Raw genomic sequence first — 17,426 nt, forward strand, 5'->3', positions numbered from 1 at the left:
ATGAGCGAGGTCGGGGCGGGAGAGCCGGACGGGGCCGAGCCGTCGAAGGACGCCGGAGGCGTCGAGGTGCACGGGAGGGTCGCGGACGGTTGGGAGCCGGTACGGGACGCCTTCGTGGCCAACTTCGCGCGCCGTGGGGACGTCGGGGCCGCCGTGGCGCTGCACCATGACGGCCGGGCGGTGGTGGACCTGTGGGCCGGCCGCAGCGGCTACGACGGCGGTGGGCCCTGGGAGCGCGGGACCGCCCAGGTGGTGAGGTCGGCCGGAAAGGGCGTGGCGGCGGTGTGCCTGCTGCTGCTCCACCAGCGCGGGCAGCTGGACCTGGACGCACCGGTCAGCGCGTACTGGCCGGAGTTCAAGGCGCACGGCAAGGACCGGGTGACCGTGCGGGACGTGCTGGCGCACCGGGCGGGCGTGCCGGCGCTCGACATCCCGCTCACGCCGGAGCAGGCGGTCGACGGGACGTCGGGTCCCCGGGCCGTGGCCGCGCAGGCGCCGCTGTTCGCGCCGGGGCAGGAGCACGGGTACCACGCCCAGACGTTCAGCTGGCTGGTGGGGGAGCTGGTACTGCGGGCGTCCGGCCGGACCGTCGGGCGGTTCGTCGCCGAGGAGATCGCCCGGCCGCTCGGCCTCGACCTGTGGCTGGGGCTGCCCGCGGACCAGGCGCACCGGGTGGGCCGGATCGGAGCGGTCACCACGCCCGAGCCGCCCGCGTCCGGCGGACTGCGGGCGCGGGCCAAGCGCACCGTGCAGGACGCGTACGCCGACCCCACGTCGCTGACCAGCCGTGCCTTCGCCGCGATCACCCCGCTGCCCGACGAGAACGACCCCGGGTACCGGGCCGGCCAGCTGGCGGCGTCCGGCACGATCGCGACCGCGCGGTCGCTGTCGCGCTGCTACGCGGCGCTGATCGGTGACCTCGATGAAGAGGATGCCGAGGGTGCCGTCGGTGATGTCGGGGCCGAGGCGGGCGGCAGCGGGGGAGGCGTCGGGCGGCGGCTGTTCGCGCCCGCCACGCTGGCGGCCGCACGCACCGTGGAGGCCGACGGTCCGGACCGGGTGCTGGTGGTCAATACCTGCTTCGGGCTGGGCTACATGCTGCACGGCCCGTCCGCGCCCCTGCTCGGGCCGGGCTCCTTCGGGCATCCAGGGCGCGGCGGTTCGCTGGCCTTCGCCGACCCGGAGAACGGGATCGGCTTCGGCTACGTCACCAATGCCCTGCAGAGGAACGTCACCGCCGATCCCCGCGCCCAGGCTCTGGTCAGGGCCGTTCGGCAGTGCCTGGCCTGACGCCCGTCCCGCCGCCTGGTCGCCAACCCCGGTCAGCGTCCCGCCCGACGTCCGGCCAACGCCCCGGTTGACCGCCCGGCCAGGCGTCTCACCCCCACTTGTCAATATGACGACTCGTCAGGTCATCGCACCGCAGCTGCGTGGCAGGCCCTGTGCCGGAGTCCCGCCGGCGGGACAGGGCCATCGGGACGGGCAAGTCCGACAGCACAGGCCGCGCCCCGCGGCCGGCCTTGCCTTGACCGGCTGATCCGCGTTCCCCGAACGTGGGGGTGATGTGGCGACGTCACCGGCCAAGGGACGAAGGGGGCCCCACGCGTGGGACACACCGGCATGGACACGGACGTGGTGATCGCGGGCGCCGGGCCGACGGGTCTGATGCTCGCCTGCGAGCTGCGGCTGGCGGGCGTCGACGTGATGGTGGTCGAGGGGCTCGCCGGGCGCACGGGCGAGTCGCGTGCCGGCGGGATGCACGCCCGCACCCTGGAGGTACTGGACCAGCGCGGCGTCCTCGACCGCTTCCTGGAGGTCGGTGAGCTGCAGCCGGTGGGCCACTTCTCGGGACTCTGGCTGGAGTTCGACGCGTTCGAGTCCCGGCACCCCCTGCCGCTGATGATCCTCCAGGACTCGGTCGAGCGGCTGCTGGAGCAGTGGGCGGGCGAACTCGGTGTGCGGGTGCGCTACGCGTCGCCGCTGACCGGCGTCCGCCAGGACGAGGAAGGCGTGACGATCGAACTCGGCGGGGCGCAGGAGGCAGGCGCCACCCTTCGCGCGCGCTACCTCGTGGGGTGCGACGGCGGGCGCAGCACGGTGCGCAAGGCGGCGGGCATCGCCTTCCCCGGCACTTCGGCGACGATGACCGCGATGATCGGCGACGTGGAACTCCCGGACCTGCCGGAGGACTACATATGGGTGCGCCGCCGCCCCGGCGGCGACTTCTCGGTGATCTCCTTCGAGCCGGGCTGGTACCGGGTGATCACGTCCGAGTACGACCGCGTCCCGGACCGCGACGAGCCCGCGACGTTCGAGCAGCTCAGGGACTCGCTGATCAGGATCGAGGGCACCGACTACGGCATGCACAGCCCCAGGTGGGTCTCCCGGTTCGGTGACGCGGCACGCCAGGCCGCCACGTACCGACAGGGCCGGGTGCTGGTCGCGGGCGACGCGGCGCACATCCACTACCCGGCCGGCGGGCAGGGGCTGAACATGGGAGTGCAGGACGCGGTCAACCTCGGCTGGAAGCTCGGCTCGGTGGTGCGCGGCCTGGCACCGGAGAGCCTGCTGGACAGCTACCACGCCGAGCGGCACCCCGTCGCGGCGGCCGTCCTGCAGAACACCCGGGCGCAGGCGGCGATGACCCGCCCCGGCCCCCAGACGGACGCGCTGCGCGAGCTGTTCGGCTCGCTCATCGTGTTCGACGACGTCAACCGGTATCTCGGCGGCATGATCACCGCACTGGACATCAGGTACCCGATCGACGGCGACCACCCGCTGGCCGGCCGGCGCGTTCCCGACGCCGACCTCAAGACGGCCGACGGTGCCACCCGTGTCTACGAGCTGCTGCACGCCGCCCGCCCCGTGCTGCTCGACCTGCGCGGGAACGCGGGGGTGGCGGCGGTCGCCAAGGGCTGGGGCGACCGCGTCGATCTCGTCGAGGCGCGGAGCGAGGACGACGTCTGGCCGGTTCCGGTCATCGGCGAGGTCCCCGCTCCCGCCGCGCTCCTCATCCGGCCCGACGGCCACGTCGCCTGGGCGGCCGCCGCCGGTGGCACGATCGGCATCTCCGCGCTCAGGAACGCCCTCACCACCTGGTTCGGCCCGGCCGCGCGCCGCTGAGCTTCCGCCCGATCCCCTCGGTCCGCCGCCGGCCAGTCGCCGGGCCGCGCCCGTTGGCGTCCTGGTGTGCGACGCCCGGCTCTGGTCAGGGCCGTTCGGCAGTGCTTACGCTGACCGGATGACTGAGCGCTTCGAGGGCTACGGCGTGTTGGTGACGGGGGCCGCGCGCGGGATCGGCGAGGCCACGGCGCGCAGGTTCGCCGCCGAGGGCGCGAGGGTGCTGATCGCCGACCTCGACGAAGCCGCGGGCGCGCGTACGGCCGCGGCGATCCGGGCGGAGGGCGGGCAGGCGCAGGCGGTGGCGTGCGACGTGGCGGACCGGGCGTCGGTGGACGCGGCGGTCGCCCACGCGGTGGAGCTGTTCGGCGCCTTGGACGTGCTGGTGAACAACGCCTACTCCTGCGGTGAGCATCACGACGACTTCACTCTGGAGAGTGACGAGGCGTGGCAGCGCGACCTGGATGTCACCCTCACCGGTGCGATGAGATGCTCGCGGGCCGCGCTTCCCGCTCTGCTGAACGCACCGGATCGGCGAGGTGCCATCGTCAACATCGGTTCCGTGAACGGATTGTCGTACTTCGGCAATCACTCCTACAGCGCGGCGAAGGCGGGACTGATCTCGCTGACCCGCACCCTGGCGATGCACGTGGCCTCCGACGGTGTACGGGTCAACCTTGTGGCGCCCGGCACGATCCGTACGCCGGCCTGGGCGGGGCGTGAGGCGGTCCTGGACGCGGCGGCGCACGCCTACCCGTTGGGGCGGATCGGCGAGCCCGCCGACATCGCGGCGGCCGTGACGTTCCTGGCGTCCAAGGACGCGTCCTGGATCACGGGGACCACGCTTCCGGTGGACGGCGGGATCCTCAGCAGCAACTCGGGGTTCACGGAGGCGCTGACCGCCGAGTGAGGCGAGGGGGCCCTCGCCTCACCCGGCAGCGGCCGGCTGCTACGACGCCGCGCGCAGCACCGATGCGACGATCGGACCGGCGGAGTCGACGCCCTCACCGCCCTGGACGACCATCGCCGCCGCGGCGACGTGCCCGTGGTACGCGGTGAACCAGCCGTTGGGCGCACCGGTCGACGCCTCCGCGGAACCGGTCTTCGCGCCGACCGTGCCGCCGAAGTCGTGCATGGCCGCGTAGGCGGTGCCGTCGGTGATGGTCCGGTGCATCATCTGCATCAGGTCGGTGCGGACGCCCGAGGGCAGCGGTGAGGTGCTGATCTGGGCGCGCTGGTCGATCACGCTGGAGTCCTGCAGCAGCGACGGCTGGTGGAAGCGGCCGTCGACCACGGTCGCCGACACCGACGCCATGTTGAGGGTGGTCATCACCACCTGGCCCTGGCCGATCATCTCCGAGGTCATCTCGTCGCCGGTGCCGCCGGGGATGTTGCCGTCGTCGGTGGAGGTGCCGACATACCAGTCGGTGCCGAGCCCGTAGTAGGTGCGGCCGGTGGTGGTCAGCGTGGTGGGACCGATGTCGCCGGCGAGCCGGATGAACCCGGTGTTGCAGGAGTTGGCGAAGTCCCACGCGAAGTCGGCGCCGGGGTTGTCGCGGCTGACGTTCGTGTAGGCCTTGCCGAGGTGGCGGCTGTAGCCGCTGACGCACTGCGAGTGGGTCTGCGGTGTGACGCCCGCGTTGAGCAGCGCGGTGGCGGTGACGATCTTGAACGTGGAGCCGGGCGCCTCGAGTGACTGGAGCGCGATGTCCTGGCCGCTCGCCGGGTTGAAGGCGATCGCCATGATGCCGCCGGTGTCGGTGTCCAGTGCGGTCACCCCGGATTGCGGCTTGGCGAGCACCGCCTTCTCGGCGGCGGCCTGGGCGGTGGCGTCCAGCGTCGTGCGCAACTTGGCGTCGACGCCCTTGCGCAGGACGAGGAGCGTGGCGCCGGTCCCGCCGTCGCTGTCCTCGACGTACGTCTCGATGCCCGGGGTGCCGGTCTGCTTCACGTGGCCGGAGTAGCGCTCCCGCAACTGCGCGGCGATCTGTGTCAACGACGGGTAGGCACTGATGTCCAGCACCTTGCCGTTGCGGTCGACGATGTCCACGTCGGGGGTCTTGGCCACACCCGTCACCAGGGAGTCGCCGTCCTTGAGCCCGGGATGGAGCACCGAGGGCGCCCACTTCACGGTGATCCGGTTGTAGTAGCTGCGGATGACCGTCAGCGAGGAGGTGTACTTCCACTCCTTGCTGATGCCCTGGTAGGAGAGGTGCGCGTCGACCGTGTAGTTCACCTGGGCGCCGGACGTGGTGCTCGGGACCGCCCGGACGGACGTCACATGGGCGTGGTCGCGGTACCCGTCCAGCCCCGAGGCCGCCTCCTGCGCGGAGTCGGTCAGGGCGGCCGCCTTGGCGGTGTCGCCCGACGACCACGCCTTCAGGAAGGCGTCCGCGGCCTTGGTGATCTCCTTGGCACCGGGTGGCTTGGAACTGATGGGTGACGCGGTCGAGTTCGTCGTCGTCAGGCCGGTATTGCCGACGCTGTGGCTCAGGCCGCTGATGATGTTGTAGGCGCCGTAACCGCCGACCGCCAGCATCCCGATGGCGACCGTGCCGACGATGCCGACCTTGACTCCCCGTGATATGGGCACGAGGCCCCCCCTCCCCCACTGAACGCGTTCAATTGAGCGCGCTCTCGGCACTTTAGGCGAGCGGTAGGGAGCTCAGGTCTCGATCAGAACACGGATTCGTACTGAAGCCGTATGAACGGCAACCGGTCCGGGGGCGTCGCCGTACGGCCCCGAACCCGCCGGTCAGATCCAGGAGTCCAGCCACATTCTGGCCTGCCAGGAGTGGTAGGGGATCGTCATGCCCGTGTAGATCGGGAAGAAGTAGATGAAGTTCCAGATGATGAGCAGGACCAGGGTGCCCGCGCCCACCGCGCCCCACATGCGTCTGCTCTCCGACGACTCGCGTGGGCCGAGGAACGCGCCGATCATCATGGTGACCGCCAGGCAGAGGTACGGCACGAAGGCGACCGCGTAGAAGTAGAAGATCGTGCGGTCCTGGTAGTGGAACCAGGGGAGCAGGCCGGCGCCGGCCGCGCACAGGATGGCGCCCGCCCGCCAGTCGCGGCGGGCGATCCAGCGGTAGAGCAGGTAGACCAGCGCGAAGCAGGCCGACCACCACAGCAGCGGGGTGCCGAGGGCGAGGATCTCCCGGGAGCACCCGCTCGCGGCCTTGCAGCCGTCCTGGCCGTACTTGGGCGACTCGAAGTAGTAGGACACCGGCCGCCCGAGGACCAGCCAGCTCCAGGGGTTGGACTCGTACGGGTGGTAGGTGTGCAGGCCGACGTTGAACTTGTAGACGTCGTGCTCGTAGTGCCACAGGCTGCGCAGCGGCGCCGGGATCCAGGACCAGAAGCCGCCGCGGCCGTCCGCCCAGTGCCGGTCGTAGCCGTCGCTGGACAGGAACCAGCCGGTCCAGGTGAGCAGGTACGTGACCACGGCCACCGGCAGCATCGTCAGCACCGACCAGCCGAGGTCCTTGCGCAGGACGGCGAGGTACGGGCTGCGGGAGCCGGCGACCCGCCGGGAGCCGACGTCCCACAGCACCGTCATGATCATGAAGAAGGCCAGGAAGTACAGGCCGTTCCACTTGCTGGAGGCGGCCAGGCCCAGCAGCACCGCGGCGGCGATCCGCCAGGGCCGCCAGCCCATGCCCTGCCGGGAGCCGGTCTTGTCGTCGGGCCCGGCGAAGCCGTCCTCCCCGACGGGCAGTGCCGCCGCGAGCCGGGCCCGCGACCAGTCGCGGTCGACCAGCAGGCAGCCGAACGCGGCCAGCGCGAAGAACATGATGACGAGGTCGAGCAGCGCGATCCGGCTCATCACGAACTCGAGGCCGTCGACGGCCATCAGGGTGCCGGCCACGCAGCCCAGCGCGGTGGAGCGGAACAGCCGGCGCCCGATCCGGCACAGCATCAGCACCGCGAGGGTGCCGAGCACGGCCATCATGAAGCGCCAGCCGAAGGGGTTCAGCCCGAACATCCACTCGCCGGAGCCGATGATCCACTTGCCGGTGGGCGGGTGGACCACGTAGCTGCCGACCTTGGACAGCCCGACGACCTGGGGGTGGGCGAGGATCTGCGGGTTGGAGATCTTGCCGTCCGGCCACGTGCCCTCGTAGCCGTACTTGATCATCGACCAGGCGTCCTTGGCGTAGTACGTCTCGTCGAAGACGACGTCACGCGGGCTGCCGAGGTGCCAGAAGCGCAGGCCGCCCGCGAGGACGGCGACCAGGATCGGGCCGAGCCACCCGGAGGACTTCGCGGCGAGGTGGGCCAGCCGCGGGCTGAGGCCGAGCATCTGCCAGAGCCGGGTGCCCGGCTCGGGGAACGGCGGGACCAGGCGCTCCCGGGTGTCGGTCCGGGGTCGTTCGACGTGCCCGAAGCCGCGCAGCCGCCGCGCCCACGCGCTCGGCTCCGCCTGTGCCCGGACGTCCTCTGGGGCACGGTCCTGCGCCACGGTCTCACTCGTCACCGGCCCATCGTAGGGAAAGCGTCTGAGATTGCGATGAGGTGTCGGCAGGCGGGGCGGCTTTGTCCGGTAATCCGAGCGCCGGAGGCGGGAGAGGGCCGCCCTAGACTCGACCCGTGACCAGCTCATCCGAAGATCCGTCCCAGACCGCGGCAGATCCGTCCCGGACCTCGGCCGAGGAGCCGGCACCCGGCGCGCCCGCACCGCACCCGGCGCAGGAGGGTGCGGGGCTGCTCGTCCTGGCGGGCACCCCGATCGGCGATGTCGCGGACGCGCCGCCGCGGCTGGCCCAGGAGTTGGCCGCCGCCGACGTGGTGGCCGCGGAGGACACCCGGCGGCTGCGCAGGCTCACCCAGGCGCTGGGCGTCGAGCCGGGCGGGCGGGTGGTGTCCTACTTCGAGGGGAACGAGGCGGCCCGCACCGGCGAGCTGGCCGACGCGCTGGAGGGCGGCGCCCGTGTGGTGCTCGTCACCGACGCGGGCATGCCGTCGGTGTCCGACCCGGGCTACCGGCTGGTGGCAGCCGCCGTCGAGCGCGGGGTGCGGGTGACGGCGGTGCCGGGGCCGTCGGCCGTCCTGACCGCGCTTGCGGTGTCGGGCCTGCCGGTGGACCGGTTCTGCTTCGAGGGGTTCCTGCCGCGCAAGTCGGGGGAGCGGCTGGCCCGGCTGAGGGAGGTCGCCGCCGACCGGCGCACGCTGGTGTACTTCGAGGCGCCGCACCGTATCGACGACACCCTGGCGGCCATGGCGGAGGTGTTCGGCGCCGACCGCCGGGCCGCGGTGTGCCGGGAACTGACCAAGACCTACGAGGAGGTGCGGCGCGGGCCGCTGGCGGAGCTGGCGCGGTGGGCCGCCGAGCGCGTGAGGGGCGAGATCACCGTGGTGGTGGAGGGTGCCCCCGCGCCGGCGCCGCAGGACCTGGCACCGGAGGAGCTGGTGCGGCGGGTGGCGGCGCGCGAGGCGGCCGGGGAGCGCCGCAAGGAGGCCATCGCGGCGGTCGCGGTCGAGGCGGGGCTGCCGAAGCGCGAGGTGTTCGACGCGGTGGTGGCGGCGAAGCACGGGAAGGTGTGACGCGCCGAGGGGGGCTGACGCAGAGCAAGGAGTGACGCATGGTGAGGTCTGCCGCGGACGGGGGGAGCGCGGCGGCGCACGCCATCCCCGCCCTGACCGGCGCGAACGGCGGTCCGCGGGGGCGCGTGGCCCATAAACGCCGTGCAGGGCAAAGCAATCTCGGCCATCTCCCACATACGCCCCAAATCTGGCTCAAGTCTCGGCCGGGTGTGCTGCGTGCGGGACGGATGGGGCGTTCGCTGGGGGTGGGAAGTCCCGGTCGGACAGGTTGTCCGTAGGGCCGCAGGAGCTGCCATGAGCAACACCGTCGGAAACGGGCGTGACGCGGCGGGGCGCACAGCGCACCCCGAAGCGTCCGCCCCCCACGTCGGGTCCGCCCACAACGTCAGGGAGGCGTACGCCTTCGCCTGCATGAACTGCGGGCACGGCTGGGAGCAGGCGTACGAGATAGAGCACCACGTCGACACCTCGGGCCGCCCCTTCGTCACCTACCTCGCCGACGGAACCGCGGTGCCCTCGCCGCTGACCCGCCCCAACTGCGACAACTGCGGCGGCCACCTGGTGCGCATCATGCGCTCCGGGCAGGTCGACGAGGTGGTCTCGCACTGGCACGCGCCGAGGGCCGAGCCCGCGGAGCGGCGTGTCCACCACTGGTCGGTGCGCGGGCTGCTGCACCGCAGGCAGGGGCAGCCGGGGATCCCCGGAGCCGCGCAGCCGCCCGGCCGGCCGGGGACTCCCGCGGGGCCGGCCGCCTGACAGCCGCGGGCCGGCCGCCCCCGGCCGGGCGGCCGTCCCTAGGATCGGACCATGCCGACGAAGCCGACGCCGCCGAGCCAGCCGACCCAGCCGACGCAGCAGTCGAAGCCGACGCAGCAGTCGAAGAAGAACGCCGCCCCCGCCCCGGCCCCCGAGCCGCTGCGCGTCCCGGTCGCCGACTCGCACACGCACCTGGACATGCAGTCGGGAACCGTCGAGGAGGCGCTGGCGGCGGCCGCGGCGGTCGGGGTGCACACCCTCATCCAGGTCGGCTGCGACCTGGAGGGCTCGCGCTGGGCGGCGCGCACGGCGGCGGAGCACGACGCGATCTGGGCGACGGTGGCACTGCACCCCAACGAGGCGCCCAGGATCGTGCACGGGGACCCCGACCACTGGTCGCGGCAGGGCGACCGAGAGCCGGGCGGGATGGCGGCGCTGGAGACGGCGATCGACGAGATCGACGCACTGGCCGCGCTGCCGCAGGTGCGGGGCGTGGGCGAGACCGGCCTGGACTACTACCGCACCGGGCCGGGCGGCGCGCAGGCCCAGGCGCACTCCTTCCGGCGGCACCTCGCGATCGCCAAGCGGCACGACAAGGCGCTGGTCATCCACGACCGGGACGCGCACGAGGACGTGCTGCGCATCCTGGAGGAGGAGGGCGCGCCCCGCACCGTGCTCTTCCACTGCTTCTCCGGCGACGCCGCCATGGCCCGGCTCTGCGCCGAGCGCGGCTACTACCTGTCCTTCGCGGGGAACGTCAGCTACAAGTCGGCGCAGAACCTGCGGGACGCGGTGGCCGCCGCGCCGCTGGACCGGCTGCTGGTGGAGACGGACGCGCCCTTCCTCACCCCGGTCCCGCACCGGGGCCGGCCGAACGCCCCGTACCTGATCCCGGTGACGCTGCGGGCGATGGCCGCGGCCAGGGGCGAGGACGAGGACACCCTCGCGGCGGCGGTGGCGGCCAACACCGCGCGGGTCTTCGGCTACTGAGCCGCTCCGGCCCGCACCGGGCAGTGCCGCGCCGCACCGGGCCGCACCGGGCCGCACCGGGCGGGCGGGCATCGAGCCACTGCCCGCCCGGTGCCGAGCCGGCACCGACCCACCGCTCGCCCTGGTGCCCGCCCCGTACGCCCTGCCCCGCCCGGCTCCCTGCGGCGCACCGCGGGCTGGTAGGAGGCGGTGCGGGCTGCGGATAGCCTTGCGGGTGTGAGTACGACAGACCCCGACGCGCCCGGCGCCCTGCTCGGACCGGCCGACGTGCGCGCGCTGGCCGCCGCGCTGGGGGTGCGGCCGACCAAGCAGCGCGGCCAGAACTTCGTGATCGACGCGAACACCGTACGGCGGATCGTGCGTACCGCGCAGGTGGAGCCGCAGGACATCGTGGTGGAGGTCGGGCCGGGGCTCGGCTCGCTCACGCTGGCGCTGCTGGAGACCGCCGAGCGGGTCGTCGCGATCGAGATCGACGACGTGCTCGCCGGGGCGCTGCCCGCGACGGTGGCGGCGCGGCTGCCGGAGCGCGCCGCGCGCTTCACGCTGGTGCACAGCGACGCGATGACGGTGGCCGCGCTGCCGGACCCGGCGCCGACCGCGCTGGTCGCGAACCTCCCCTACAACGTGGCCGTGCCGGTGCTGCTGCACATGCTCGCGACGTTCCCGACCATCCAGCGGACGCTGGTGATGGTGCAGGCCGAGGTCGCCGACCGGCTGGCCGCGACGCCCGGCGGCAAGGTGTACGGGGTGCCGTCGGTGAAGGCGAACTGGTACGCCGAGGTGCGGCGGGCGGGCTCGATCGGGCGCAACGTCTTCTGGCCCGCGCCGAACGTCGACTCGGGCCTGGTGTCGCTGGTGCGGCGTGACCCGCCGAAGACCACGGCCACGCGCGCCGAGGTGTTCGCGGTCGTCGACGCGGCGTTCGCGCAGCGCCGCAAGACGCTGCGGGCCGCACTGGCCGGGTGGGCCGGGTCGGCCGCGGCCGCGGAGGAGGCGCTGGTCGCCGCGGGGGTGTCGCCGCAGGCGCGGGGGGAGGCGCTGACGGTGGAGGAGTTCGCCGCGATCGCCGAGCACCGGCCGGCGTGACGCGCGCACCGGCGCAGGGGGCCGCGCCCCATCAGGAGGCCACCACGCCCCACCGGAAACCCGCGGAGACGGACGTCGTACGAACCGAGGAGAATCTGATCGTGACCGCCGTGACCGTACGTGTGCCCGCCAAGGTCAATGTGCAGCTCGCCGTCGGTGGGCTGCGCCCGGACGGGTTCCACGACCTGGCGAACGTCTTCCTCGCGGTGGGGTTGTACGACCACGTGACCGCCACCTCCGCGGACCGGCTGACGATCACGGCGGAGGGGCGGGACGTCGCGGGCATCCCGCTCGACGGCACCAACCTCGCGGCCCGGGCCGCGGTCGCCCTCGCCGAGCGGCACGGCATCGCGCCCGACGTGCACCTGCACATCGCCAAGGACATCCCGGTGGCCGGGGGGATGGCCGGCGGCAGCGCGGACGGGGCGGGCGCGCTGGTCGCCTGCGACGCGCTGTGGGGACTGGGCACGCCGCCGGCCGACCTGCTGGAGATCGCCGGGGGACTGGGCAGCGACGTACCGTTCCCGCTGCTCGGCGGCGCCGCGCTCGGGGTGGGGCGCGGCGAGCGGCTCACCGCGCTGGAGGTCGGCGGCGCGTTCCACTGGGTGTTCGCGCTGGCCGACGGCGGGCTGTCCACACCGGCGGTCTACCGGGAGTGCGACCGGCTGCGCCGGGAGCAGGGGACGGGCGACCTGGCGGGCGAGGTGCCCGCGCCGGTCGCCGATCCGGCGCTGGTCGCGGCGCTGGCCGCCGGGGACGCGCACGCGCTCGCCGCGGTGCTGGCGAACGACCTCCAGGACGCCGCGCTGTCGCTGCGTCCCGACCTGGCCCGCACGGTCGCGACCGGGCTCGGGGCGGGGGCGCTGGCCGGGATCGTCTCCGGGTCCGGGCCGACCGTGGCCTTCCTCGCCGCGGAGGAGGAGGGCGCCGCCAAGATCGCGGCCGTGCTCGGCTCCTGCGCGCGGGTCGCCGTGGCCCCCGCGCCAGGGTCCACCGTCCTCCCGTAGGGTCCGGCGGACCCCGAAGGCGCCGAGGCCCGGTCACGCACCGCACCCGGGCCCCGCGGGATCCCGGCCCGTGCGCCGTCCCCGGGCCCCACCCGCCGGCGGCCTCCGCCGCTCGCGCCGCCCCCACTACGCTGGAAGTCCCCAGCCCACCCGACACCCAACCTCTCGGAGAGAGCCGTCCGTGGCCGTCAACCTCGTCAATGTCGAAGGCGTCAGCAAGACCTACGGGACGCGCATGCTGCTCGAAGGGGTCTCGCTCGGAGTGTCCGAGGGGGACCGGATCGGGGTGGTCGGGCGGAACGGCGACGGGAAGACGACGCTGGTGCGGATGCTGGCGCGGCTGGAGGAGCCGGACGCCGGGCGGGTGACCCAGCAGGGCGGGCTGCGCCTCGGCGTGCTGACGCAGGGCGACTCGCTGGATCCGGCCGCGACCGTGCGGCAGGAGATCGTGGGCGACCGCCCGGACCACGACTGGGCCGGCGACGCCCGGATCAGGGACGTGCTGACCGGACTGTTCGGCGCGCTGGACCTGCCCGGGTTCCCGGACGGCCTGGACACCGTGATCGGCCCGCTGTCCGGCGGCGAGCGGCGCCGTATCGCGCTGGCCAAGCTGCTGATCGGCGAGCAGGACCTGATCGTGCTGGACGAGCCGACCAACCACCTGGACGTGGAGGGCATCGCGTGGCTGGCCGGCCACCTGCGCGCCCGCCGCGCGGCCCTGGTCTGCGTCACCCACGACCGCTGGTTCCTGGACCAGGTGTGCACCCGGATGTGGGACGTGCAGCGCGGCAACGTCTACGAGTACGAGGGCGGTTACAGCGACTACGTGTTCGCGCGGGCCGAGCGGGAGCGGATCGCCGCGACCGAGGAGGTCAAGCGGCAGAACCTCGTCCGCAAGGAGCTGGCGTGGCTGCGGCGCGGCGCCCCGGCGCGCACCTCCAAGCCGCGGTTCCGGATCGAGGCGGCCAACGCCCTGATCGAGGACGTGCCGCCGCCGCGGGACAGCGCCGAGCTGATGAAGTTCGCCAACTCCCGCCTCGGCAAGACCGTGTTCGAGCTGGAGGACGCCACGATCACCGCGGGGCCCCGGACGTTGCTGGAGCACATCACCTGGCAGCTCGGCCCCGGCGACCGGATCGGCCTGGTCGGGGTGAACGGCTCGGGCAAGACGTCGTTCCTGCGGGCCCTGGCCGAGGCGGCGGCCAGCGACGGGGAGCGGCAGCCCGCGCACGGCCGGGCGGTGGTGGGCCGCACCGTCAAGCTCGCCTACCTCTCCCAGGAGGTGGTCGAACTCGACCCCGCGCAGCGGGTGCTGCAGTCCGTGGAGTCGGTACGGCAGCGGGTCGATCTCGGCAAGGGCCGGGAGATGACCGCGGGCCAGCTGTGCGAGAGGTTCGGCTTCGGCAAGGAGAAGCAGTGGACGCCGGTGGGCGACCTGTCCGGCGGTGAGCGCCGCCGGCTGCAGATCCTGCGGCTGCTGATGGACGAGCCGAACGTGCTCTTCCTCGACGAGCCGACCAACGACCTCGACATCGAGACGCTCACGCAGTTGGAGGACCTGCTCGACGGCTGGCCCGGTTCGATGCTCGTGATCAGCCACGACCGCTACTTCCTGGAGCGCACCACCGACCGGGTGTTCGCCCTGCTCGGCGACCGCACCCTGCGGATGCTGCCGCGCGGCGTGGACGAGTACCTGGAGCGCCGGCACGCGCTGCTGGCGGCCGCGGCGCCGGCCGCGCCCGCGCAGAGGTCGGCCCAGAAGTCGGCGAAGCCGGCTGCGGACGGCGCCGTTTCGGGTACCGCTGCCGGCGCCGGCGCCCGCGACACCCGCGCCGCGAAGAAGGAACTGCAGCGTGTGGAGCGGCGGTTGGACAAGGTCGGCGAGCGGGAGGGCGAACTGCACGCGCAGATCGCCGAGCACGCCACCGACTTCGAGAAAGTCGCGGCGCTCGACGCCGAGTTGCGCGCTCTGCGCGAGGAGCGCGAGGACCTCGAAACGCGCTGGCTGGAGCTGGCCGAGGACGCGTGAGGCGGCGCCCGCGACGGCGTGCCGGGCCGGTCGTGCGGGACGTGTAGCGGCCAGGTAACGGAACAGCCGCGGCCCCTGGCGTCAAGTGGGGCGGGTGATAGAAAGAGCTTTCGTTCGCCCGAACTCCATTCGCCCGGCCCGAAGAAGGACCTGCCATGTCGCAGCCGCCCCCGCCCCCCGGAAACCCGCCCCCGTACGGGAACTCCGGTGGCGCCGTGCCGCCGCCCCCTTCGCAGCCGGACAACCCGTACGCCTCGCCGCCGCCTCCGGGGCAGAACCCCTACGCGGCGCCGACCCAGCCCGCGTTCCCGCAGCAGCAGCCCCCGCCGCCCCCGCAGCAGGCGCAGCCGCCGCAGCAACCTCCGCAGCCGCCGCCCGCGCCGGGCTACGGCTACCCGGGCCCGCAGCAGCCCCCGCAGCCGCCGCAGCCCCAACAGGGTTACGGGCAGCCCGGATACGGCCAGCAGCCCTACGGCCAGACCCCGCCGCCGCAGCCGGGCCCGTACGGCTACCCGCAGCAGGCCCCCACCCAGCAGTACGCCCAGCAGCCGCCCTACGGCGGTCAGCCTCCCTACGGGCAGCCGGTCGCCCCCGGTGGCGCCGGGTCGAGGAACAAGGTGCTGGTCATCGTCGCGGCCGTGGTCGCCGCGGTGCTGGTGGTCGGCGGCGGCGTGTACTTCGCGACCAAGGGCGGCTCCGGCGGCGACGACCCGAAGCCGCAGGCGAACTCCGGTGGAACCAGCGGCGGGACGACCTCCGCGACCCACAAGTCCGAGCTGGACTTCAAGTGGGACCAGGACGCCGACACCGTCGCGAAGAAGGACAACCTCAAGAACGCGCTCGGCCTGTGGTTCACCTCCAAGTACGTGGTGAAGAACCAGATCGACCAGGTGGTCGGGTACGACGCGACCACCGGCGCGAAGGCGTGGGCGATCCCGGCGCCCTCCGGCTCGGAGTGCACCGCCGCGCGCGACTCCTACCACGACATGACCGCGATCCAGTACGGCGCCAAGTGCGACAAGGTGATGGCGATCGACCTGGCCGCGGGCAAGACGCTGTGGACGGCGTCCCTGCCCGGCGGTGACATCGCGCCGGACTACGACTTCACGGAGATGGCGGTCAGCGGCGACGCGGTCGGCATCACCTGGGGCGAGGGCTCCGTCGGCTACCGGCTCAGCGACCAGAAGCAGTTGTGGCAGTCGGGCGACGGCGACTGCAAGGACAGCGGGTACGCGGGCGGCGCGCAGTTCGTGGCGGTCGTCGACTGCGGCTACGACACCTCCTACAAGGTGCAGCTCGTCGACCCGGCCAACTCCGGTGCCCCGAAGTGGTCGTGGACCGCTCCGGACGGCCTGCAGGTCAGCGCGGTGGTCTCCACCGACCCGGTGGTGGTGCTGCTCGGCACCGAGGACACCACCTACACGGACGTGGCGACGCTCGTCAACGGCAAGCTGCAGTCCCGGGTCTCACTGGGCACCAAGAAGTACCGGATCGACGACGACGGCACCGAGGTGCAGGCCGTGCACAACGTGCTGGTCGACAAGGACACCGTCTACCTGACGCTGGACAGCCAGAGCGACAGCAGCGGGAAGGTGCTCAGCGGCATCGCGGCGTTCAACCTGTCGGACGGCAAGCAGAAGTGGGTCGCCAAGACGACCGGCAACTACGAGATCTCCGGCATCGGCTTCCAGGGCGGCAAGGTGCTCGGGTACGAGGAGCCGGAGTACGACCAGCCGGGCCGGCTGGTCACCCTCGACCCGGCGAGCGGCACGATGTCCACCTACGCGACGCTCGGCAGCGACGCGTACAAGAAGCTGGACAGCATCAGCACCGGCGACTACGTCGTGTGGCACGCCAACACCCTCTACTTCACGTCCAAGACGGTCTACTCCGAGGAGTCGGGCCAGAAGTACGTGGTGGTGTACGGCTGACCCGGACGCGAGTCCGCCCGCCGGTCCGATCGCAGGACCGTGCGACGTATCCATCGGCAGGGGCGCGCGCCGCGCCGCGAAGCGGTTTTTTTCGCGGTCGGCGCGTGGTTCCGTCCAGGGGCGCGGTTGGGAGCGGTCCCGTCGCGGTATGGACAGGGGACCGGGACCGACGGCCGTCGGTCCCGCGGGGATGGGGGAGACCCGAGATGGGTGTACGGCTCGTCGTGGTCGACGACCACCGGCTGCTCGCCGAGGCGCTGGCTTCGGCTCTGAGGCTGCGCGGGCACCGCGTGCTGGCCGCGGCGGCGCCCGCCGCGGGCGCGGCCGAGCTGGTGCTCAACAGGGCACCCGAGGTGTGCCTGTTCGGCACGGCGGCGCCCGCCGAGCCGGGCGCGTTCGACACGGTCGCGCGGATCCGGCGGGAGCGGCCCGGGGTGGCCGTGGTGGTGCTCGGCCCGGTGCCCGACCCGCGCGGGATCGCCGCGGCCTTCGCGGCCGGCGCCTCCGGCTACGTCCGGCACGACGAGCGGATCGAGGGCGTCGAGCGGGCCATGGCCAAGGCCAGGACCGGCGAGGTCGCGGTGGCCCAGCCGCTGCTCCAGGGCGCGTTCGCCGAACTCCTCAATCCCGCGCGGCAGCCCGACGACGAGGGTGCCCGGCTGCTGGACATGCTCACCCCGCGCGAGGTCGAGGTCCTGGTGCGGGTCGCCGAGGGCGAGGACACCCGGGTGATCGCCGCCGGCATGCGGATCGCGCCGAGCACCGCGCGCACGCATGTGCAGCGGGTGCTGATGAAGCTGGGCGTGGGGTCCCGGCTGGAGGCGGCGGCACTCGCGGCGCGTACGGGGCTGCTGGAGCGGGCCGCGTCCGCCGAGGGCCACTGACCCCCCGGACACCGTGTCCAGCCGGGTCCCGGAAGCGCCTGCCCGGCGGGAGCCGCCCGCGCCCGCAGGCGCCGCG

At 73.4% G+C, this 17,426-nt stretch carries 13 protein-coding genes; 11 read left to right on the forward strand and 2 right to left on the reverse strand.

Features of this window, described 5'->3' with window-relative positions; all coding sequences use genetic code 11:
• The 3 genes from C4U44_RS12255 (at position 1) to C4U44_RS12265 (ending at position 4,030) form a co-directional block, all read left to right on the forward strand.
• Complete coding sequence (locus tag C4U44_RS12255; protein WP_103885729.1) at positions 1-1,290, forward strand: serine hydrolase domain-containing protein; 1,290 nt, start codon at positions 1-3, stop codon at positions 1,288-1,290.
• Between the two features lie 315 nt (positions 1,291-1,605).
• Positions 1,606-3,123 carry an FAD-dependent monooxygenase gene (locus C4U44_RS12260; protein WP_235032002.1) on the forward strand — a complete coding sequence of 506 codons (1,518 nt, stop codon included), beginning with the start codon at positions 1,606-1,608 and terminating at the stop codon, positions 3,121-3,123.
• Between the two features lie 118 nt (positions 3,124-3,241).
• Positions 3,242-4,030 (forward strand): SDR family NAD(P)-dependent oxidoreductase, encoded by a 789-nt coding sequence (locus tag C4U44_RS12265; protein ID WP_103885731.1) that lies wholly within the window; start codon positions 3,242-3,244, stop codon positions 4,028-4,030.
• A gap of 39 nt (positions 4,031-4,069) precedes the next feature.
• Here C4U44_RS12265 and C4U44_RS12270 read toward each other — a convergent pair whose 3' ends face one another.
• Together C4U44_RS12270 and C4U44_RS12275 are read right to left on the reverse strand one after the other, a co-directional pair.
• A complete protein-coding gene (locus C4U44_RS12270; protein ID WP_103885732.1) occupies positions 4,070-5,713 on the reverse strand; it encodes a penicillin-binding transpeptidase domain-containing protein in 1,644 nt (547 codons plus the stop codon).
• A 162-nt stretch (positions 5,714-5,875) separates the two neighbouring features.
• Positions 5,876-7,585, reverse strand: a complete 1,710-nt coding sequence (locus C4U44_RS12275) for a dolichyl-phosphate-mannose--protein mannosyltransferase (RefSeq protein WP_407642829.1) — start codon at positions 7,583-7,585, stop codon at positions 5,876-5,878.
• A gap of 242 nt (positions 7,586-7,827) precedes the next feature.
• Here C4U44_RS12275 and rsmI point away from each other — a divergent pair, with 242 nt between their 5' ends.
• The 8 genes from rsmI (at position 7,828) to C4U44_RS12315 (ending at position 17,350) form a co-directional block, all read left to right on the forward strand.
• Positions 7,828-8,667 carry a 16S rRNA (cytidine(1402)-2'-O)-methyltransferase gene (gene rsmI / locus C4U44_RS12280; protein ID WP_103885841.1) on the forward strand — a complete coding sequence of 280 codons (840 nt, stop codon included), beginning with the start codon at positions 7,828-7,830 and terminating at the stop codon, positions 8,665-8,667.
• A gap of 294 nt (positions 8,668-8,961) precedes the next feature.
• On the forward strand, positions 8,962-9,423 hold the full coding sequence (locus tag C4U44_RS42420) for a hypothetical protein (RefSeq protein ID WP_235032004.1): 462 nt from the start codon (positions 8,962-8,964) through the stop codon (positions 9,421-9,423).
• Positions 9,424-9,474: 51 nt separating this feature from the next.
• Entirely contained in the window at positions 9,475-10,413 is a 939-nt protein-coding gene (locus C4U44_RS12290; RefSeq protein ID WP_103885734.1) for a TatD family hydrolase, read from the forward strand.
• A 216-nt stretch (positions 10,414-10,629) separates the two neighbouring features.
• The gene (rsmA, locus tag C4U44_RS12295) at positions 10,630-11,499 is read left to right on the forward strand and encodes a 16S rRNA (adenine(1518)-N(6)/adenine(1519)-N(6))-dimethyltransferase RsmA (protein WP_103885735.1); all 870 of its coding nucleotides are present in this window, start codon (positions 10,630-10,632) and stop codon (positions 11,497-11,499) included.
• Between the two features lie 98 nt (positions 11,500-11,597).
• Positions 11,598-12,506, forward strand: coding sequence for a 4-(cytidine 5'-diphospho)-2-C-methyl-D-erythritol kinase (locus C4U44_RS12300; protein ID WP_103885842.1), 909 nt, complete (start codon positions 11,598-11,600; stop codon positions 12,504-12,506).
• A gap of 181 nt (positions 12,507-12,687) precedes the next feature.
• Positions 12,688-14,535 carry an ABC-F family ATP-binding cassette domain-containing protein gene (locus tag C4U44_RS12305; RefSeq protein WP_103885736.1) on the forward strand — a complete coding sequence of 616 codons (1,848 nt, stop codon included), beginning with the start codon at positions 12,688-12,690 and terminating at the stop codon, positions 14,533-14,535.
• Between the two features lie 155 nt (positions 14,536-14,690).
• Positions 14,691-16,466 (forward strand): PQQ-binding-like beta-propeller repeat protein, encoded by a 1,776-nt coding sequence (locus tag C4U44_RS12310; protein ID WP_103885737.1) that lies wholly within the window; start codon positions 14,691-14,693, stop codon positions 16,464-16,466.
• A gap of 206 nt (positions 16,467-16,672) precedes the next feature.
• Positions 16,673-17,350, forward strand: coding sequence for a response regulator transcription factor (locus tag C4U44_RS12315; RefSeq protein WP_103885738.1), 678 nt, complete (start codon positions 16,673-16,675; stop codon positions 17,348-17,350).
• Positions 17,351-17,426 lie beyond the last annotated feature (76 nt).

Source organism: Actinacidiphila yanglinensis (genome assembly GCF_900107965.1).
GTDB classification, from domain to species: domain Bacteria; phylum Actinomycetota; class Actinomycetes; order Streptomycetales; family Streptomycetaceae; genus Actinacidiphila; species Actinacidiphila yanglinensis.